Below are 20,729 nucleotides of genomic sequence, written 5' to 3' on the forward strand. Positions count from 1 at the left end.
TCGTGCGAATACTGCTGCTGTGCACGCTGTGTACTTTGCTAATGGGCTGCATAGATAAGCCTAATGTGAAGTTAAATGAAAAAAACCAAGGGTTAGTTTATTGTGCTGAAGCCAACCCTATGACATTTAACCCACAAGTCACAACGACCGGGTCAACCATAGATCTCATTGCAAACCAGCTGTATGACCGCTTAATCAGCATTGATCCAGATACTGCAGAATTTAAACCTGAGCTTGCTGAATCTTGGGGGGTGTCAGACGATGGCACAACCATCACCTTTTATTTACGAAAAGGCGTGCAATTTCATCGCACGGATTACTTTACGCCTAGCCGAGAAATGACAGCAGATGACGTAGTGTTTTCTTTTGACCGCTTATTCAATGTGTATAACCCCTATCACTTTGTTGGCGATGCGACTTACCCTTATTTTCAAAGTGTCGGTTTAGATCAGCTGATACAAGAGATTATCAAAGTCGATGATTACACTGTGCAATTTAAACTGTTTAATGCTGAAAGCAGCTTTTTATCAAACTTAGCAACTGACTTTGCCGTGATTACCTCTAGGGAATACGCAGACATTCTTGCGGCCGCTGAAAATAAATCTCAGTTTGATAATAAACCGATAGGCACAGGTCCTTATAAATATAAGCAATACCTTCGAGATAATTTGGTCCGTTACCATAAGAATGAAACCTATTGGAAACACCCAGTTGCTATGTCGCAATTGGTGTTCGATATCACAACCAATAACACCAGCCGCATTGCCAAGATGTTGACGAAAGAATGTGATGTCACCGCGCACCCAAGTGCTTCACAATTGGCGGTGTTAAGCAAACGTCCTGATATAACCGTAGATAAAGCTGAAAACCTAAATATTGGTTACTGGGCATTTAATACCGAAAAAGAGCCTTTTGATAATTCTCTTGTCCGTAAGGCACTCGCCCACTCTGTTGATTTCAATAAAATTCTACAAGCTGTTTTTTATGGCAATGGTCAAATTGCAAAATCTTATTTACCACCGGCTTCTTGGGCGTTTGCTGAACAAAACAATATGCCGACCTATAACCCAACCTTAGCAAGAAAATATCTGGATATGGCTGGCTACGAAGAAGGCTTTGAAATGACAATTTGGGCAATGCCTGTATCGAGAATTTATAATCCCAATGCCCGTAAAATGGCAGAGCTTATTCAGAGCGATTTAAAACAAATTGGCGTGATAGCGAAAATAGTTGAGTACGAGTGGAATACATTTATTGAACGTATTGGTAAACATGAGCATGATAGTGTATTGCTTGGCTGGGTTGCTGATACACCAGATCCCGATAACTTCTTTAGTCCACTATTGAGTTGTACAGCAACTTTCAGTGATAAAAACCCGGCGAATTGGTGCAATCCAGAATTTGACTTACTGCTAACTAAAGCGCTCGACACAACAGATATCGAAGAAAGAAAAGCGTTTTATGCCCAAGCTCAAGCCATGATCATTGACCAGCTCCCGCTTGTGCCAATTGCGCACGGCATGCGCTTTCAAGCATCTAGTAAAGAGGTTGAAGGGATCGACCTGAAACCATTTGGTGGGATCTCTTTAGCTAATGCAAGGAAACAGTAATGCGCGAGTATTTATTCAGACGACTAAGCCTTTTACTGTTCATGCTGCTTACTCTGACTGCATTTACTTTTTCTTTGAACTATTTGTTTCCGGGTGATGTGCTTACAAATCTCAGTGGCCAAGTAAATAATAGTTATGCGCAGTCACAAGCATTGGCCGATAAGTACCAGTTAGAAGAGAACATCATTGTGCAGTATAGTGCGTTTCTTGGCCGTATCGTTGAGGGCGACTGGGGCTACTCTCTATCATCTGGTCAGCCCGTTTTTGAACATATTTTGTTGCTCTTTCCTGCAACGATTGAACTATGTGTTTATGCACTCGTTGTTGCTATTGTGTTCGGTATTCCAGCAGGTGTCATTGCCGCAGTTTTTCACAAACGATGGCCTGATAAAGTCATTAACTCACTCACCTTAATGGGCTTTTCTATTCCCATATTCTGGTTAGCTTTATTGCTTATTATGGTGTTTTGCTTGGGGTTAGGTTTATTCCCCATGTCTGGAAGAATTGGCCTACTTTATGAAATTGAGCCTTATAGCCACTTTATTTTGATCGATATTATCGCGCAGGGCTTTCCATACGGTGGCTTTGCATTCATTGATGCATTAAAGCATTTGGCATTACCAACCATTGTACTCGCTATGTATCCGACAACAGTGTTAATTCGATTTACTCGCGACTCAATGCTCAATGTACTTGAACAAAACTATATTAAAACTGCTCGCGCTAAAGGCTTAAACCGTCGTCAGTTGATTTTGCATCATGCGCTTAGAAATGCACTTTTGCCTGTGATTAAGCAAATCGGTCTACAGTTTAGTACTTTGTTAACACTTGCCATGATCACCGAGGTGATATTCTCTTGGCCAGGTGTTGGCCGCTGGTTGATTGAAAGTATATATCAACGAGATTACCCAGCGATCCAAGGTGGTTTATTAGCTGTGTCTGTGTTTGTTATTTTCGCTAATATGTTTGCTGAATTTAGCCATACCGTGTTAAACCCTATTTCTCGGAATCAAGCGCATGGCAAAATTTAAATTATTTAGTGAAGAGTCAAACCGTTCGCCCCTTTCTCGCTTATGGAAGAAGTTCAAGGCTAACCACCCTGCGCTTGTTGGCTTGTGGATTTTTATTGCACTTACTTTATTAGCGCTGTTCGCGCCACTTATTTCACCTTACAGCATAAATCAGCAACATGCTGATGCACTCTTACTCCCGCCTTCATGGCATGATGCTGGTGATGTAAGGTTTATACTCGGCACCGACGACCTTGGCCGAGATATTCTGTCGAGACTGATGAACGGGGCAACGTTCACCTTTGGTTTATCTATCATTGCAGCTTTAATTACCACCGCTTTAGGTGTCATTATTGGCTCGCTAGCAGGTATGAGTAAAGGTATTCGCTCAAGCTTTTTTAATCATTTACTAGACATCACCTTGTCTATTCCCTCGTTGTTATTAGCTATCATCATCATCGCTATCTTAGGGCCTGGCTTACTCAATACCGTTTGGGCGATTATTTTGGCCTTACTTCCTCAATACGTGCATTCAATCCGAAATTTAGTGGTAGAAGAGCTTAGTAAAGATTACATCAGTGCCTTTCGCTTAGATGGTGCCAGCAAGTGGAAGATACTCGTTCGAGGCGTATTTCCAAATATTTACGAGCATATTGTGGTTATTTTCACTATGGCACTTTCAACGGCTATCTTGGACATTGCAGCACTGGGGTTCCTGAAACTAGGAGCTCAGCCACCGACAACTGAATGGGGTGCTATTTTGGCTGAAAACCTCGGCTTAATCTATTTGGCCCCATGGACTGTTGGTTTGCCTGGTGTGCTGTTATTTATCGCTGTTTTATCGACGAACCTTGTAGGTGATGGTTTGAGACAAGTATTGAAAGATCGTAAGGCTGACTGATGCATTTACTCGACATCAAAAACTTAACCATAGAGCTACCTACCGAAAATGGCGTTATTCGCGCGGTTGATAAAGTGAATTTGAGTCTTAAAGAAGGCGAAGTACATGCACTGGTTGGCGAGTCAGGCTCAGGTAAAAGCTTAATCGCAAAAGCCATTGTTGGCGTTTTAAATAAACGCTGGCGTGTCACAGCCGATAGGATGCATTGGCAAGGGGTCGACTTAATGCGCTTGCCGCCCGAAAAACGTCGAAAACTAGTCAGCCAAGATATTGCGATGATCTATCAAGAGCCGAGTAGAAGCCTTGATCCTACTGCAAAAGTGTTTGAGCAAGTCTCAGAATCAATCCCTGATGAGTCATTAAGTGGTAACTTTTTAGTGCGCAGACAACTAAGAAAAAAACGCGTCAAAGCGCTACTTCATAAAGTGGGGATCAAAGACGATAAGCGTGTTGCTGATAGCTACCCTCATGAGCTTTCAGAAGGGATCTGCCAAAAAGTCATGATAGCTATGGCAATTGCTCGAAACCCAAAGTTGTTAATTGCCGATGAACCGACTACGGCACTTGAAAGCACGACAAGAGCACAGGTTTTTAGACTATTAAAAAGCCTCAATCAGCTCAAAAATATGTCTGTATTGATGATTTCTCATGAACTCGAAGAAATCACCTCTTGGTCACACGCTATGCATGTATTGTACTGTGGTCAGATGGTAGAGGCAGGGCCCACAGAGAAAGTGTTTAATGCCCCGCTGCACCCATACACACAAGCCTTAGTAAAAAGTTTGCCAGATTACGCACAAGGTCTTGCCCATAAAGAGAGTTTTTATGCACTTAAAGGCACTATTCCACCATTACAGCACTTACCTATAGGCTGCCGCTTAGGGCCAAGGTGTCCACAAGCTCAAAAGCAGTGTGTGGTTACTCCTAAGCAAAAAAAATCTCATGGTCATACTTTTGCTTGCCACTTCCCTTTGTTAAAGGAAGATAAGAAATGCAACCCATCTTAAAAGTTCAGTCTCTGCACAAAACCTATCGCGTTAGAGTCGGTTTATTAAAAAGAAAAAATGTACCGGTATTGACCGATATATCTTTTTGCTTAGGCAAAGGTGAAACCATCGCCGTTATAGGTGAAACTGGCGCAGGTAAAAGCACTTTGGCAAAACTATTAGCCGGTGCAGAGCAAGCCGAAACAGGGCAAATTTTGCTAGATGGAACAACCATAGAAGACGATGGTGTTAGGCAAGATCATTGTCGTCATATTCGTATGATTTTCCAAGATCCTACTCGCTCTCTCAACCCAGGTCTTACAATAGGTGAAATACTCGATGACTGCTTAAGTTACAACACAGAATTAACTCACAAACAACGAGATAAAAAAATCGCCAATGTTTTAATTCGAGTTGGTTTGCTTGAAGAACACTACCACTACTATCCGCATATGTTTAGTGGGGGGCAATTGCAGCGTGTTGCGCTCGCTAGAGCACTTATTTTAGATCCTAAGGTTTTGGTACTCGATGAAGCCTTATCGTCGCTTGATCCATCTGTTAGGGCACAAACAGTCAATCTCTTGTTAGCATTACAGAAAGAAACTGGCTTGAGCTATGTTTTGATCACACATCATTTAAGCTTAGTCAAACACATGAGTGATAGCTTGTTGGTACTTAACAAAGGCAAGGTGGTTGAATACGGAAAAACCGCTCAAGTATTTGCTCAACCCAAATCTAAGGTAATGAAAAGGCTGCTTAACGTGTAAGCAGCCTTTTCAAAATTTATATCTGTTATTAAATAAGCAGAATTACATAATACGAGAAAATAGGCGAGATTTACGGCCTTGACGTTGTCGGCGCATGTTAGAACGGATCTGAGCACGCGTGCCTGCTAACCAGCTTTCACGGTCAACTTTTGCGTCTTCACCTCGGCGAGACTCCTCAGTGGCTCTGAAACTACAGAATTCTGAGTAAGCTTTAAGATCTAAAGACATATCTTGTAAAACAAGTTCAATCATAATCGCATCGTCGATATAACCAAGGCCAGGAATATGATCAGGTACTACGTCTTCAGGCTCGCTGAAGTATGCTAACGAAGCAATAATTTCTTTTCTTTCTTCTTCTGGGATCTGCCACTCTGTATCTTGAACTGCATCAATTAACGTCGCCAAAGACGCCATTCTTGTGCGAACAAATTCTGGCAGTTCACTCTTTTCCATCTCATCAACTAGTTGTTGCGCTTTGGTTAAGATTTCACTTTCTGAGTAGTGTGAAGTTTTACTGATAACTTTGTCCATCATGCTCTTAAAATGCGCTAAATCTGCGTCTGATAGTTCAAAGTTGATTTCGATTGCCATGTTCCCAGCTCCCTGAGTTTTTATTGTTTGTAGATATTACTCTAACCATAGAGCAATGGTGATTTATGTCAATAATAGAGCGTACAAAAACCCAGCAAACTTGCTATTGTTTTGTAAATTAAAATAAAAAAAGCGCCATCAAGGCGCTTTTATGTTCATAAGATATTTACTTAATTTTCTTCAGTAACTTGAACTGCTGGACGAACTACCTCAGCCTTTGATTCAAGAGCAGAAACAAACGCTAAGTAGTTTTTATTTATCGCCGACATGGTAATGCCCTGCTTTTGCTGCGCATCTAGTTCAGCCGTAATTTCAGGGGTTGTTACAGAGTTCAATTGAACAAGTGCTACATCACCGTTATTTAACGTGACTAAACTCTCAATTTTGCCGCCTTCTGAAGGGTGAGGTAAAGCAAATACCTCTTTCACAATCGCAGGCGCAACAGAATAAGATTGACGTTGCAGAGCTGCCTCAGTGCTAACCTCAGTCGCTTCAGCTGACGCAATCTCTTGTAGCGCTTTACCTGCTTTAAACTCAGTAAATAAGTTTTCTGAATATTCAGCAAGTAACGATGAGGCTTTTTCGTTTGTTAAAGTCGATACTATTTGCTCTTTAACTGCTTCAAGCGGCTTAGTTGCAGCAGCAACGTGCTCTGTTACACGAACAACAACAAAATGCTCAGGTGCCACTTCTAACACTTCAGAGTTCACTTTGTCTTCAAGTAACTCTGGTGTAAAGATAGTCGTTGAAACAGCTGGTGAATTTAAAGGTGCAGGTAACATCATACGACTAACTAGTTCAGTTGTTTTCAACTCAACACCTGCAGCAAGTGATGCATCTTCTAAGGTATCAGCAACTTCGAACGCAAGCTCAGCTACTTCAGTTTGCTTTTGATAGAACACATCTAGCTTCGCATTCTTTTCAAGTTCAGCTCTAAGTTCAGCGGCAACTTCTTCAAATGGCTTCTCAACTTGCGCTTGTAAATCTGTCAATTTAATAATGTGATAACCAAACTCAGTTGCAACAACGTCAGTAAAGTCACCGATATTTGCCAGTGCAAATGCTGCATCTTCAAACGCAGGTTCCATCACATCACGTTCAATCCAATCAAGGTCACCGCCAAGTTCAGCACTGACGATGTCATCAGATTTTTCTTCAGCTAAGGTCGCAAAGTCTGCGCCCGCTTTTAATTCAGCTAAGATAGCGTTAGCTTTTTCTTCTGCTGCAGCATCATCTTCGCTGTTATCGATAAGAATGTGCGCAACACGACGCTTCTCTTCTTCTAAATACTGTGACTTACTTTCTTCATAGTAAGCGCGTACATCTTCATCAGTCACTGGCGTATCTAAAGTAATATCATCAGCTTTTAATTCTAGATACTGAACAGCAACTTGCTCTGGCGCCATAAATTGTTGCTGATTCAGCTGATAATAATCATTCACTTCTTCATCAGATACCGACACTTGAGACTTCATTTTCTCTTTTGTCAGAACCACATAATCGATGTTTCGTGTTTGTTGTTGCAGTGCTGCTGTTTGCTGTAATTCGCTTGGCAACACAAAATCAGAACCAGCAACAGCAGAAACCAGTTGTGTACGTGTCATTTCTTCACGTAGAAACTCTCTGAATGTGTCTGGTTGGAAGTTCATCTGACGGATCGCACGTAGGTAAGCGTCATTGCTAAACTGACCTGCGACTTGGAAATAAGGCATCTCAACAATCGCCTGCTTCACTTGCTCGTCACTAACTCGAAGACCTAACTGAAGCGCAAGTTGGTTTTGTAATTCTTGTTGTACCAAACGGTCAATCACGCCATTGCGGATCTGTGCCATGTAGTTTGGGTCAGCTGCGATTTGCGCAAAGTATTCACCAAACTGTTGTTCAAGACGTGCACGCTCATTTTCAAAAGCACGTGAGAACTCAGTTTGACTAATTTGAACTCCATTAACTTCTGCGACAGGTTGCTCTGTGGTTTGACCTAGGTAACCACCTATCCCTGCTAACGCAAAAGACAGGATAACTAAGCCAAGGATAATTTTGGCTGCAAGGCCCTGTGAGCCTTCTCTGATCTTTTCTAGCATTGTTGTTTCTCTTATCTAAGCCAAAGCACGCACGCGCTTTGATTTTTAGCTATTGTAAAAAAAGCGTATCTTAACAGATACGCTTTTTTACTTGAAGCTACACGAGACTGACTTAGCGTTATAAACGTGAATCAGTGTAAAGCCTCGTCACTAATTTAATTAGTTTACTGCGTCTTTCAGTGCTTTACCCGCTTTGAAAGAAGGAATGTTCGCAGCTGCGATTTGGATAGTTTCACCAGTCTGTGGGTTGCGGCCTGAACGTGCAGCACGCTCACGTACAGAAAAAGTACCGAAACCAACTAATGCTACAGAATCGCCATCTTTTAACGCACCAGTAACTGACTCGATGAATGAATCTAGCGCACGACCTGCCGCTGCTTTAGAGATGTCAGCATCAGCTGCGATTTGATCGATTAATTGAGATTTATTCACAATATCATCCTCTTACATTGTTATTATCAAAAGCGAGAGCGTTTTTTGATAACTACCACTTTTTGTTATTACTACTAGAAAGTGAACTACTTTCTAATTCTTAAAATCTTTGTAAGCCTAAGCCAGATAAGGCCTAGGCTTGAATCAGAGCTTAACTTATCACACCAATGTGATTTGAAAAGCCCTTTACAGCACTTTTTTAGCTATTTTCGACTTTTTTCTGAGTTTCAACAGAAAATGACTCGATTGGTTCAGCTAAAGCCAGTGATAACACCTCGTCAATCCAAGAAACTGGGTGAATTTCTAGGCCTTCAAGTACATTCTGAGGAATCTCTTTCAAGTCTCTTTCATTCACTTTTGGAATAACAACGGTTTTAATACCGCCACGATGCGCTGCCAGTAGCTTTTCTTTTAAACCACCGATAGGCAGTACTTCACCACGTAAAGTAATCTCACCAGTCATAGCTACATCAGAACGTACAGGATTGCCCGTTAAACTTGAAACTAAAGCAGTCACCATCGCAATACCAGCACTTGGACCATCTTTTGGCGTCGCGCCTTCTGGAACGTGTACGTGAATATCACGCTTTTCATAGAAGTCTTCATTAATACGAAGTTTATCAGTGCGACTACGTACAACCGTCATAGCTGCCTGAATCGACTCCTGCATGACATCACCCAAAGAGCCTGTAAATGACAACTTACCTTTACCTGGCATTGACGCACATTCGATAGTCAGTAGATCACCACCGACTTCTGTCCATGCCAAGCCAGTAACTTGACCTATTCTGTCGCCGTCTTCTGCTTTACCAAAGTCGTGACGGTGTACACCTAAGTATGACTCTAAGTTGTCACCATTGATAACTATTTGCTTATTATCTTTATTAAGTAAGATGTCTTTAACCGCTTTACGGCAAAGCTTTGAGATTTCACGCTCTAGGCTACGAACACCCGCTTCACGCGTGTAGTAGCGAATAATGCCAATGATAGCACTATCTTCAATATCAACCTCACCAGCTTTCAAACCATTACGCTTGATCTGCTTTGGAATTAGGTGCTGCTTAGAAATATTCAGCTTTTCATCTTCGGTATAACCAGATAGACGGATCACTTCCATACGATCAAGTAAAGGACCAGGAATATTGAAGCTGTTAGACGTCGCAACGAACATTACATCTGATAAGTCGTAATCAACTTCTAAGTAGTGATCGGCAAAGGTGCTATTTTGCTCTGGATCTAATACTTCTAATAATGCAGAAGCTGGGTCACCACGCATGTCCGATGACATCTTATCGATTTCATCAAGCAAGAATAATGGGTTCTTCACCCCTACTTTACTCATACTTTGAATGAGTTTGCCTGGCATTGAACCGATGTAAGTTCTACGGTGACCGCGGATTTCAGCTTCATCACGAACGCCACCCAGTGCCATACGCACATACTTACGACCTGTTGAACGTGCGATTGATTGACCTAAACTGGTTTTACCAACGCCTGGAGGACCCACTAAACACAGGATTGGGCCTTTTAGTTTGTTGGTACGCTGTTGAACTGCTAGGTATTCAATAATGCGTTCTTTTACTTTCTCTAGGCCGTAGTGATCAGCATTTAAGATTTTTTCAGCGCCAGCTAAATCTTTTTTCACCTTAGAACGTTTCTTCCAAGGTACATTGATCATGGTATCAATGTACGAACGCACGACTGTAGCTTCTGCAGACATTGGCGACATCATTTTTAACTTGTTCAGTTCAGCTGTGGCTTTTTCTTCAGCCTCCTTTGGCATTTGCGCTTCGCTGATGCGCTTTTTCAACGCTTCAAATTCGTCAGGTACATCATCCAGCTCACCTAACTCTTTTTGAATCGCTTTCATTTGTTCGTTCAGATAGTACTCACGCTGAGATTTTTCCATCTGCTTTTTAACGCGAGAGCGGATTTTTTTCTCTACTTGTAGTAGGTCAATTTCACCTTCCATAAGCGCCATTAAGTACTCTAAACGCTCTGTTACGCTTTCAAGCTCTAAAACTTTCTGCTTTTCTGGTACCTTGATAGGCATATGTGCAGCCATAGTATCGGCTAGTCGTGCTGCTTCATCGATGCCAGACACAGAGGATAAAACTTCTGGTGGGATCTTCTTATTAAGCTTTACATAGCCTTCAAATTGGCTAATTGCACTACGCACGAAAATATCTTGTTCTTGCTCATCAATATCTTGTGAAGCAACAAACTGTGCAGTCGCAGAAAAGTATTCGTCAGTTTCGATAAATGATTCAATACGCGCTCTTTGAGTACCTTCTACTAGCACCTTAACTGTGCCATCAGGTAATTTTAATAACTGTAATACAGTCGCGATTGTACCTGTTGTATAAATTTCATCTGTTGAAGGATCATCAACCGCAGCATCCATCTGCGCGGCTAGAAAAATTTGCTTGTCTTTTTCCATCGCCGCTTCAAGACATCTGATCGATTTCTCACGACCAACAAATAGCGGGATCACCATATGCGGATACACAACAACGTCGCGTAGGGCCAACACAGGAATTTCGACTCGATCAGTTCTCTCAAGTGTCATTATTTTCTCTTCGCATTTTGGTTATTCGTTAATAATGGCAATATGGGGATTAAACCCATAAAGTTCAACCGATTGATAAAAAAAGGAGCCATTGGCTCCTTTTTTATACCGAATCTTAATTATTCTGAAACAGCTTTGTCTTGGTTGCCGTTTTCATAAAGAAGAATTGGATCTGATTCACCTTTAATCACAGTCTCATCAATAACGACTTTACTGACATCTTCTATTGAAGGTAAATCATACATGGTATCTAGCAATACACCTTCAACGATAGAACGAAGACCACGGGCCCCCGTTTTACGTTCCATCGCTTTGTGTGCAATCGCTTTAAGGGCGTCTTCTCTAAACTCTAATTCAACACCCTCCATTTTGAAAAGTGCACCAAATTGTTTAGTCAGCGCGTTTTTAGGCTCACTTAAAATTTGAATAAGAGCTGCTTCATCAAGCTCTGTCAGCGTCGCTACAACTGGAAGACGACCGATAAATTCAGGGATTAAACCGTACTTCACTAAATCTTCAGGCTCAACATCTTTAAATGTTTCACTTAAAGAACGCTCTGAATCTGACGCTTTAACGTCTGCACCAAAACCAATACCTGTGTTTTTATGACTGCGCTGTTCAATGACTTTATCAAGCCCAGCAAATGCACCACCACAGATGAACAAGATTTTAGAAGTGTCTACCTGCAAGAACTCTTGTTGAGGGTGCTTACGGCCGCCTTGTGGTGGCACTGACGCAACGGTACCTTCAATCAGCTTAAGTAAAGCTTGCTGAACGCCTTCACCTGATACATCACGCGTAATTGATGGGTTGTCTGACTTACGAGAAATTTTGTCAATTTCGTCAATATAAACAATACCACGCTGTGCTTTTTCTACATCGTAATCACATTTCTGTAGCAGCTTTTGAATGATGTTTTCAACGTCTTCACCAACATAACCCGCTTCAGTTAATGTTGTTGCATCAGCCATAGTAAATGGTACATCAAGTAATCTCGCCAGCGTTTCTGCTAGTAGCGTTTTACCACTACCCGTTGGACCGATAAGTAGAATGTTACTCTTACCTAGTTCAACTTCAGACTTTACAGATTGATTCTTTAAACGCTTGTAATGGTTATATACAGCAACGGCTAAAACTTTCTTAGCGTGCTCTTGACCAATAACATAGTCGTCTAAGTGATTACGGATCTCTTTAGGAACAGGTAGTTTATCACCAGAATCATGCTTTGGTGCAATATCTTTGATTTCTTCCCTAATAATGTCGTTGCACAGATCGACGCATTCGTCACAAATATAAACAGAAGGTCCAGCAATCAGCTTTCTCACTTCATGTTGGCTTTTGCCACAAAATGAGCAATATAAAAGCTTTGTATTTTTGTCGCCGTCTGTTGGTGTATCTGACATTCAGCTACCTCATCGTTTTGCGTTATCTGCTCTAGATAACAATAATCATGTTGTTAACTATATCAAAGAATCTAAAAATTAGCATAGTTAACATAGGGCAAATTAACTTTGCCCTGATTTATACCAATAATCTTAAATAAATGATCAATTTTGAGAAATATTGATGATTGGTACTATAACTTATTTTAAATCTCTGCGAGTGTGAACTGCATCGATTAAACCATACTCTAATGCCTGCTCTGCAGTCATAAAGTTATCACGGTCTGTGTCGTGTGCTACTTTTTCGTATTCTTGACCTGTGTGATCAGCCATTAAACGATTTAGTTTTTCTTTGATAGATAAAATCTCTTTTGCATGAATTTCAAAATCAGACGCCTGACCTTGGAAGCCACCTAATGGTTGGTGGATCATCACGCGAGAGTTCGGTAAGCAGTAACGTTTACCTTTTGCACCACCTGACAATAAGAATGCGCCCATGCTCGCTGCTTGGCCAACACATACCGTACTTACATCAGGTTTGATGAAGTTCATAGTGTCATAAATTGACATACCCGCCGTTACCGAACCGCCAGGCGAGTTGATGTATAAATAAATATCTTTATCAGGACTTTCAGATTCTAAGAATAATAGTTGCGCCACAATAAGGTTTGCCATGTGGTCTTCAACTTGTCCAGTTAAGAAAATAATACGTTCTTTTAAAAGACGTGAATAAATGTCAAAAGAGCGTTCACCTTTAGCTGTTTGCTCAACAACCATAGGGACTAATGCATTAAGTGGATCAAACATACCATCATTCATTGTTATTCATTCCTTAGGAGCCGCCAAAATCTGGCGCTGCGTTTTGCGGATATTTTACCTACAGAAAGTAAAATGGCTCGGATCCTCAAAAAGAGTATCACGAGCCATTAAATCGTTAGCAAAGCTTTAAGTCAATGACTTATTAAGCACCTTGCTGTGGATTCATGATGTCGTCGAATGCTTTTTCAACGTCAGTCACTGCAGCTTTTGCAAGAATAGCTTCAACAGCTTGTTCTTCCATAGCTACGTTACGCATTTGCTGCATCATTTGATCGTTTGATTTGTAGTATGCAACTACTTCACTTGGATCTTCATAAGCAGATGCAACTGATGCAATTAGCTCTTCAACTTTAGCGTCATCAACTTTGATGTCGTTTGACTTAATCACTTCACCAAGAAGTAGACCAGTCTTAACGCGAGTTACTGCTTGCTCGTGGAAAAGCTCAGCTGGTAGCTCAGGCATGCTTTGTGCGTTGCCGCCAAAACGTTGTGCCGCTTGTTGACGAAGCGCATCGATTTCTTGGTCGATAAGTGACTTAGGCACTTCAACTTCGTTAGTCTCTAAAAGACCTTTGATAGCTTGGTCTTTTACGTTCGCTTTAACTGCTTGAGTTAGCTCACGAGACATGTTCTTTTTAACTTCTTCTTTAAGTGCGTCAACGCCACCTTCAGCAACACCAAACTTAGTTGCGAATTCGTCGTTTAGCTCAGGAAGTTCTTGAACTTCTACTTTCTTCACAGTGATAGTGAATTGAGCTGGCTTACCTTTTAGGTTTTCAGCGTGGTATTCTTCAGGGAAAGTCACATCAGCAACAACTTCTTCGCCTGCTTTTTTACCAACAATACCGTCTTCGAAACCTGGGATCATGCGACCTTGACCTAGCTCTAGAGGGAAGTCTTCAGCTTTACCGCCTTCGAACTCTTCACCGTCAACAGTACCTAGGAAATCAACAGTTACACGATCGTTTTCGCCAGCAGCTGCATCGCTTTCGGTCCAAGTAGCGTGTTGCTTACGAAGTGTTTCTAGCATGTTAGCTAGGTCTTCGTCAGTTACATCAACAACTGGCTTTTCAACAGCGATTTTCTCAAGGTCTTTTAATTCAACTTCTGGGTAAACTTCAAAAGTTGCTTCGAATACTAGCTCTTTGCCTTCCTCTAAAGACTTAGGTGCGAACGCAGGTGCGCCAGCTGGGTTTAGCTTTTCAGAAACAATTGCTTCGATGTAGTTGCGTTGCATGATATCGCCAGCAACTTCTTGACGTACAGCTGCACCGTAACGCTTAGCGATTACTTTTACTGGTACCTTACCTGGACGGAAACCATCGATACGCTGAGTTCTAGACAGTTGTTGTAAGCGTTTTTTAACTTCAGTCTCAACGTTCTCTGCAGGAACGGTGATAGTCAGACGGCGCTCAAGGCCTTGAGTCGTCTCAACAGAAACTTGCATGATTTACCTCAATCTTCATTTTTGGCGCCAATGCGCCTTCCTTAGAAACAAGTTGCACTAATTAGCTTAGTTAAAAACGCAATACGTGTATTTAACCCTATTAGACAATCTTGTTGCCTGCCCTACTGGGCACTATGTTAAACAATAGACGCGGCATTATAACCGATTCATTGCTGTAGTCGAGCTATGAAGGTAAATAAATAGTGAATAACAGACTGACTGATTAAAAGATGACTAAAAAGAGAGAGTATAAGATGGTCGGCGATGCAGGATTTGAACCTGCGACCCCTTGGACCCAAACCAAGTGCGCTACCAAACTGCGCTAATCGCCGACAATATATATTTTTTGAGAAGTGGTCGGCGATGCAGGATTTGAACCTGCGACCCCTTGGACCCAAACCAAGTGCGCTACCAAACTGCGCTAATCGCCGACGAAAGAGTATGTAGATGGGGCGACTGATGGGGCTCGAACCCACGACAACCGGAATCACAATCCAGGGCTCTACCAACTGAGCTACAGCCGCCACTACATAGGGACTAAAATAAGAATGGCGCACCCTGAAGGATTCGAACCTTCGACCGACGCCTTAGAAGGGCGTTGCTCTATCCAGCTGAGCTAAGGGCGCAAACTCGAAGTAAACATCAAAAATGCTACTTTTTCTTATTTTTAAAGTGGTCGGCGATGCAGGATTTGAACCTGCGACCCCTTGGACCCAAACCAAGTGCGCTACCAAACTGCGCTAATCGCCGATACTTTTTTGTTATCTCCGAGAGTCCTCGTTGACAACGGGGTGCATAATAGTGATTTGACCGATTGAGGTCAAACATTTTTTTTAGAAAATATTCCAACTGCCTATTTTTACTTCAAAATGATGAATAAATAGCAAGAAATGATGAAAAACAAACAGTTTTCAGTAATTTTTACTTTGTGTATAAAACTATATATTACTATAAAGATGATTCTTACCTTGGCGAATTAAGGCATTTCTGAGAAAATACGTATTTAGAGTTACAATCAATTGATTGTAACTAGATACAAAGTAACCCCATAAATACACTTTGTATGATTCGTTCAAGTTTATAACCCCAATAAGGTCAATCATGACGGCAAACATAATTGATGGAAAGGCGATCGCCAAACAAGTTCGTACTAATGTTGCACAGCGCGTTGCTGAGCGAATAGAACAAGGTTTAAGAGCGCCTGGTCTTGCAGTAGTTTTAGTAGGCCAAGATCCCGCTAGCCAAGTTTACGTAGGTTCAAAACGTAAAGCCTGTGAAGAAGTGGGTTTTGTCTCAAAATCTTACGATTTACCAGGCGACACCACAGAAACAGAGCTACTTGAATTAGTAGACACGCTAAATAATGATCCAGAAGTAGACGGCATTCTGGTGCAATTACCTCTGCCAGAAGGATTAGACGCAGAAAAAGTACTTGAACGTATTACACCGCATAAAGACGTAGATGGCTTCCACCCTTACAACGTCGGTCGCCTAGCGCAACGTATGCCGGCACTTCGCCCATGTACACCAAAAGGCATTATCACTTTACTTGATTCAACAGGCGTAAGATATAAAGGTATGCATGCAGTTGTAGTGGGCGCTTCAAATATCGTTGGCCGTCCAATGTCACTAGAACTATTACTTGCTGGTTGTACAACGACGGTCTGCCACAAATTCACGCAAGATCTAGAAGCACATGTTCGTCGCGCAGACTTACTTGTTGTCGCAGTCGGTAAGCCTGAATTTATTCCAGGTGACTGGGTTAAAGAAGGTGCTATCGTGATCGATGTAGGTATTAACCGTTTAGAGTCAGGCAAACTAGTCGGTGATGTGCAGTACGGCATCGCAGAAGAAAAGGCGAGCTTTATTACCCCAGTTCCAGGTGGTGTTGGCCCTATGACTGTCGCAAGCTTAATCGAAAATACGCTTGAAGCCTGCGAAAAATACAACAGCTAAAAACTGTTATACCAATCCTCTTGATTAATTAAGCTATATTGAGGATTGGTATTAATAAAAAACGCCACTCTTCAGTGGCGTTTTTTGTTTTTGTAACTCTTAAACAGGTTTCTGAGCTGAAATTGGTCCGTGCTCAAGATTGACATGCGGGTTTTGACCTCGCTGTCTTAATAGATGATCCATTAAAGTAATGGCTAACATGGCTTCTGCAATTGGAATCGCACGAATGCCAACACACGGGTCGTGACGACCTTTAGTGATCATCTCTACTGACTCATTTTGCGTATTAATGCTTTGGCCTGGAATAGTAATACTTGAGGTAGGCTTTAATGCAATCGATGCGACAATATCTTGTCCTGTAGAAATACCGGCTAATACGCCTCCTGCGTGATTGCTGGTAAAACCTTCTGGTGTTAACTCATCACGATGCTCAGAGCCCTTCTGCTCTATCACATCAAAACCATCGCCAATCTCTACGCCTTTAACCGCATTAATACTCATTAATGAATGGGCTATTTCAGCATCGAGTCGGTCGAATACAGGCTCGCCTAACCCAACAGGCACATTTTTCGCGACTACTGTCACTTTCGCACCAATAGAGTCGCCCTGCTTTTTCAAATCGCGCATGTATTCATCTAACGACTCTAATTTTGTGTCATCTGGAAAAAAGAATGGGTTTGTTTCTACCACTGACCAGTCGAACTTTTCAGCTTTGATAGGACCCAGTTGTGACAAGCAAGCATTGATCTCAATATCATGAAATTGCTTTAGGTACTTTTTAGCAATAGCACCTGCTGCAACACGGATTGCAGTTTCACGCGCAGAAGAGCGACCGCCACCACGATAATCACGGTGACCGTATTTGTGCCAATATGTGTAGTCACCATGACCAGGACGAAACACTTCAGCAATTTTGCTGTAATCTTTCGAACGTTGATCGGTATTTTCAATTAACAGACCAATGCTCGTTCCTGTCGTTTTACCTTCAAACACGCCCGATAAAATTTTAATTTCATCGCCTTCACGTCTTTGCGTGGTATAACGACTTTGACCTGGTTTACGACGATCTAGGTCAAACTGCATATCCGCTTCTGTTAATTCTAGTCCTGCGGGCACGCCATCAACAACGCCCCCCAATGCGACCCCGTGGCTCTCACCAAAGGTACTGACCTTAAAAAGTTGGCCAATGCTATTACCTGCCATTATTTACCCTCATTCCAAATGACATTTAAGAAACTGATTAACAATTATATTTAATCAGCAAAATACTCGACGAGTTGTTGTTTTGAGATCATAAACACGCCTAATCCACCATGTTCAAACTCTAACCATGTAAATGGCGCGTTTGGATATAGTGCATCCATATGTACCATAGAGTTACCTACTTCAACAAATAACAAACCGTTATCAGTTAGATGTTCCGCCGCTTCTTGCAAGATAACACGAGTCACATCTAAGCCATCTTCACCAGATGCTAAACCAAGCTCAGGTTCATGGTGAAACTCTTCTGGTAAATCAGACATATCTTCAGCATCAACATACGGAGGGTTTGCAACAATTAGGTCATACTTTTGACCCGGTACACCACTGAATACATCAGATTGAATCGCAAACACCTGCTCTTGCATCATATGCTCAGTAATATTGATATCTGCCACTTCTAGAGCATCAAAAGAAATATCAACGGCATCTACTTGCGCATGTTCAAACGCTTTTGCCAATGCAATCGCAATACATGCAGAACCAGTACACATATCGAGAATACGCGTTACTTTTGTAGGCTCTGTGACCCAAGGTGCAAATTGCTTTTTGATCATTTCAGCAAATGGCGAACGTGGAACAAGCACTCGTTCATCCACATAAAAAGGCAAACCGCCAAACCAAGCCTGATTAGTCAGATATGGTACCGGCGTTCTGTCATTTACACGCGCTAAGATATAGCCCATCAAATGCTTTTTTTCGCTACTGGTTAAACGCGCATTTAATAGCTCTTTTGGCGTGTCTAGTGGCAAGTTTAAAACAGGTAAAACAAGGCTGACAGCTTCATCCCAGGCATTATCGGTACCATGACCATAAAACAGCCCATTATTCACAAACTGCGTCGTTGTCCAACGTAACCAGTCTTGAATCGTGAATAGTTCAGAACACGCTTCTTGCGCCAACTCATCTGTAATTTGTAACTCTGTCATACGGTACTCAATAATTTGACAATAATTCTGCTGCCATTGTAGCCGTTTTTCAGCTAGGTTTTTATGCTTTTTTTATTTAGAATGCGCCAATGAACAAAGATAAATCACACATAAGCATGCAAGACGACGACATCGACCTATTTCGTCAGTCAATTTCTGGTGCCACAAAGATAAAACAAGATACCGTGCAATTTAAACGTGATAACACCCCGTTTAAAGGCAAAATTGTTGCTGAACAAACTAAACAGCACAAAGCGGAGTTTTATTTTTCTGACGAATATATCCCAGATATCGACACCCATGGCACAGTAAACTATGTGCGTGAAGGTGCTGATAAATTCTTAGCTAAACAATTACGACGTGGCGATATTGCGCCTGAGTTAATTTTAGATTTGCACGGCTTAAGTAAAGACAGCGCAAAAGAAGAGTTGGCTGCTTTGATCCATGCCTGTAAAAAACAACACCATTATTGTGCTTGTGTTGTACATGGTATTGGTGAACATATCCTCAGACATAAAGTGCCACAGTATTTGGTTCAGCACCCAGATATTTTAGCAATGCATCAAGCTCCTCTTGAGTATGGTGGTAAAGGCGCAGTGTTGATTTTAATTGATATTCCCGAATCTGATATTTACAGACGCTAATTTGCCCTTTAAAAAGTCATTTCAAACTAGCTAATAGGATGTTAATTGGTTACATTAACGTCCTTATTTTGGTTAATTGAAAGTAGTACTAATCATGAATGAGCTTCTCAGTGCAGATCTTGCTATCCTGCTTGTTGAGCCCTCAGCAACACAAAGAAAAATTATTGCAAAAGAGCTTGAATCTGAAGGCGTAACGAACATCGACTTTGCAGATACCGTAGACTCTGCAAAAAGCTTTCTAGAAAAACATAGGCCTGACCTAGTTATCTCTAGCCTACATTTGAGTGATGGCAGTGCCCTCGATGTTCAACAGTATATTGCTGAAATCCAACCCGAACAGCCGATCCCTTTTATGTTGGTTTCAAGTGAAACACGCAAAGCCCAGCTTGAAGCATTTAAGCAATCTGGTGTAGTAGCGATCTTGCCTAAACCTTTTACTAAGGTGCACCTTGGTCGTGCACTCAATGCAACCTTAGACTTACTTTCTCCGCAAGAGCTAGAGCTTGAACTATACGATGTGCAAGATTTGCGTATTCTTATTGTTGATGACTCTCGGCTGGCGAGAAATCATATTCGTCGTGTGCTAACTAATTTGGGTGCAAGCCGTTTTACTGAAGCTGAAGATGGTGAACAAGCGATAAACTTCTTAAACGAACAGATGTTTGACCTCATTGTCACTGACTTTAATATGCCAAATGTAAATGGCCAAGAGTTAGCTGAACATATTCGTAACTCAGGTGAGCACTCTCATATTCCTATCTTAATGGTGACATCTGAAGCCAATGACACTCACCTTGCTAACGTTGCACAGTCTGGTGTTAACGCATTATGCGACAAACCTTTTGAACCTGAAGTGGTTAAGCAGTTACTGCACTCAATTTTAGAGCAAGATTAACTAAAACTTAGTTTTTTTTACCACTTTATGTTGGTGAAAATAATCAAACATTATTTTCACCAACCTTCCACCAAAATATAAAGCAAATAAAAACAACAACTTAAAATATTTTTATCTATTGGCACAACCTTTGTAATAGTTATTGCGACTAACTAATCATACAAAGGAGAACGTCATGAACTCACTAGTTAAAGCAACATTAATCAGCACGGTATTATTAACAGCTTCTTCAGTACAAGCTAATGAAAACCCGATTACAGCTGAAATTAGCAATCTGATCTCAAATGCGATTAGCGCAAGTATCAAAGAAGTTAAGAAAAATACACTTGAGACAGCATCTAAAGTATTGAAGTCTGAATCTGATAAGCATGCTAAGAAAGCAGTTAAAAACGACAAGGAAGAAAACAATGGCTAATGAATTAACGCTAGTGAGTCTTTTGGCAACCCCAG

The 20,729-nt window shown here is 41.5% G+C and carries 18 protein-coding genes and 5 tRNA genes; 9 read left to right on the forward strand and 14 right to left on the reverse strand.

What is annotated here, in order from left to right:
- Positions 1-2 precede the first annotated feature (2 nt).
- The 5 genes from ACGHEH_RS03195 to ACGHEH_RS03215 are packed head-to-tail and all read left to right on the forward strand — an operon-like array spanning position 3 to position 5,274.
- Entirely contained in the window at positions 3-1,610 is a 1,608-nt protein-coding gene (locus tag ACGHEH_RS03195) for an ABC transporter substrate-binding protein (protein WP_390441773.1), read from the forward strand.
- Positions 1,610-2,641, forward strand: a complete 1,032-nt coding sequence (locus ACGHEH_RS03200) for an ABC transporter permease (RefSeq protein ID WP_390441775.1) — start codon at positions 1,610-1,612, stop codon at positions 2,639-2,641. Before ACGHEH_RS03195 ends, ACGHEH_RS03200 begins: the two co-directional genes overlap by 1 nt.
- Entirely contained in the window at positions 2,628-3,521 is an 894-nt protein-coding gene (locus ACGHEH_RS03205; protein WP_130255298.1) for an ABC transporter permease subunit, read from the forward strand. The genes ACGHEH_RS03200 and ACGHEH_RS03205 overlap by 14 nt, the downstream gene beginning before the upstream one ends.
- Entirely contained in the window at positions 3,521-4,528 is a 1,008-nt protein-coding gene (locus ACGHEH_RS03210; RefSeq protein ID WP_390441777.1) for an oligopeptide/dipeptide ABC transporter ATP-binding protein, read from the forward strand. The genes ACGHEH_RS03205 and ACGHEH_RS03210 overlap by 1 nt, the downstream gene beginning before the upstream one ends.
- Positions 4,513-5,274: an ATP-binding cassette domain-containing protein gene (locus ACGHEH_RS03215; RefSeq protein ID WP_390441779.1), complete on the forward strand. Its 762-nt coding sequence runs from the start codon at positions 4,513-4,515 to the stop codon at positions 5,272-5,274. The genes ACGHEH_RS03210 and ACGHEH_RS03215 overlap by 16 nt, the downstream gene beginning before the upstream one ends.
- A 42-nt stretch (positions 5,275-5,316) precedes the next feature.
- Here ACGHEH_RS03215 and ACGHEH_RS03220 read toward each other — a convergent pair whose 3' ends face one another.
- From ACGHEH_RS03220 to ACGHEH_RS03275, 12 genes are all read right to left on the reverse strand, one after another.
- Positions 5,317-5,865: a YkvA family protein gene (locus ACGHEH_RS03220; RefSeq protein ID WP_349285631.1), complete on the reverse strand. Its 549-nt coding sequence runs from the start codon at positions 5,863-5,865 to the stop codon at positions 5,317-5,319.
- Between the two features lie 170 nt (positions 5,866-6,035).
- Positions 6,036-7,946 (reverse strand): peptidylprolyl isomerase, encoded by a 1,911-nt coding sequence (ppiD, locus tag ACGHEH_RS03225; RefSeq protein ID WP_390441781.1) that lies wholly within the window; start codon positions 7,944-7,946, stop codon positions 6,036-6,038.
- 159 nt (positions 7,947-8,105) lie between these two features.
- The gene (gene hupB, locus ACGHEH_RS03230; protein ID WP_010371157.1) at positions 8,106-8,378 is read right to left on the reverse strand and encodes a nucleoid-associated protein HU-beta; all 273 of its coding nucleotides are present in this window, start codon (positions 8,376-8,378) and stop codon (positions 8,106-8,108) included.
- Positions 8,379-8,577: 199 nt separating this feature from the next.
- Positions 8,578-10,947: an endopeptidase La gene (gene lon / locus ACGHEH_RS03235; RefSeq protein WP_390441784.1), complete on the reverse strand. Its 2,370-nt coding sequence runs from the start codon at positions 10,945-10,947 to the stop codon at positions 8,578-8,580.
- Positions 10,948-11,066: 119 nt separating this feature from the next.
- Positions 11,067-12,350, reverse strand: a complete 1,284-nt coding sequence (gene clpX / locus ACGHEH_RS03240) for an ATP-dependent protease ATP-binding subunit ClpX (protein ID WP_349285628.1) — start codon at positions 12,348-12,350, stop codon at positions 11,067-11,069.
- 180 nt (positions 12,351-12,530) lie between these two features.
- Positions 12,531-13,148, reverse strand: a complete 618-nt coding sequence (gene clpP / locus ACGHEH_RS03245) for an ATP-dependent Clp endopeptidase proteolytic subunit ClpP (protein WP_058030725.1) — start codon at positions 13,146-13,148, stop codon at positions 12,531-12,533.
- Between the two features lie 142 nt (positions 13,149-13,290).
- On the reverse strand, positions 13,291-14,595 hold the full coding sequence (gene tig / locus ACGHEH_RS03250; RefSeq protein ID WP_390441787.1) for a trigger factor: 1,305 nt from the start codon (positions 14,593-14,595) through the stop codon (positions 13,291-13,293).
- A gap of 255 nt (positions 14,596-14,850) precedes the next feature.
- A tRNA-Pro gene (locus ACGHEH_RS03255) sits at positions 14,851-14,927 on the reverse strand.
- Between the two features lie 22 nt (positions 14,928-14,949).
- Positions 14,950-15,026, reverse strand: a tRNA-Pro gene (locus tag ACGHEH_RS03260).
- Between the two features lie 17 nt (positions 15,027-15,043).
- Positions 15,044-15,119: transfer RNA gene (locus tag ACGHEH_RS03265), tRNA-His, on the reverse strand.
- A gap of 25 nt (positions 15,120-15,144) precedes the next feature.
- Positions 15,145-15,221, reverse strand: a tRNA-Arg gene (locus ACGHEH_RS03270).
- Between the two features lie 47 nt (positions 15,222-15,268).
- A tRNA-Pro gene (locus tag ACGHEH_RS03275) sits at positions 15,269-15,345 on the reverse strand.
- 351 nt (positions 15,346-15,696) lie between these two features.
- Here ACGHEH_RS03275 and folD point away from each other — a divergent pair.
- Positions 15,697-16,551 (forward strand): bifunctional methylenetetrahydrofolate dehydrogenase/methenyltetrahydrofolate cyclohydrolase FolD, encoded by an 855-nt coding sequence (folD, locus tag ACGHEH_RS03280; RefSeq protein WP_349285626.1) that lies wholly within the window; start codon positions 15,697-15,699, stop codon positions 16,549-16,551.
- A gap of 99 nt (positions 16,552-16,650) precedes the next feature.
- Here the strand turns inward: folD and aroC are convergent, their stop codons facing one another.
- Both aroC and prmB read right to left on the reverse strand, forming a co-directional pair.
- Complete coding sequence (gene aroC, locus ACGHEH_RS03285) at positions 16,651-17,754, reverse strand: chorismate synthase (protein WP_390441789.1); 1,104 nt, start codon at positions 17,752-17,754, stop codon at positions 16,651-16,653.
- Between the two features lie 50 nt (positions 17,755-17,804).
- Positions 17,805-18,740: a 50S ribosomal protein L3 N(5)-glutamine methyltransferase gene (gene prmB, locus ACGHEH_RS03290; protein ID WP_390441791.1), complete on the reverse strand. Its 936-nt coding sequence runs from the start codon at positions 18,738-18,740 to the stop codon at positions 17,805-17,807.
- A gap of 89 nt (positions 18,741-18,829) precedes the next feature.
- Between prmB and smrB the strand changes: the two genes are divergently transcribed.
- The 3 genes from smrB to ACGHEH_RS03305 all read left to right on the forward strand — a co-directional run bounded on the left by smrB (position 18,830) and on the right by ACGHEH_RS03305 (position 20,694).
- A complete protein-coding gene (gene smrB, locus ACGHEH_RS03295) occupies positions 18,830-19,384 on the forward strand; it encodes an endonuclease SmrB (RefSeq protein ID WP_058030729.1) in 555 nt (184 codons plus the stop codon).
- Between the two features lie 94 nt (positions 19,385-19,478).
- The gene (locus ACGHEH_RS03300; protein ID WP_349285624.1) at positions 19,479-20,279 is read left to right on the forward strand and encodes a response regulator; all 801 of its coding nucleotides are present in this window, start codon (positions 19,479-19,481) and stop codon (positions 20,277-20,279) included.
- A 175-nt stretch (positions 20,280-20,454) separates the two neighbouring features.
- Positions 20,455-20,694: a hypothetical protein gene (locus tag ACGHEH_RS03305; protein ID WP_390441793.1), complete on the forward strand. Its 240-nt coding sequence runs from the start codon at positions 20,455-20,457 to the stop codon at positions 20,692-20,694.
- Positions 20,695-20,729 lie beyond the last annotated feature (35 nt).

Origin of the sequence: Pseudoalteromonas sp. MTN2-4 (assembly GCF_042848605.1) — a bacterium.
Taxonomy (GTDB): Bacteria; Pseudomonadota; Gammaproteobacteria; order Enterobacterales; family Alteromonadaceae; genus Pseudoalteromonas.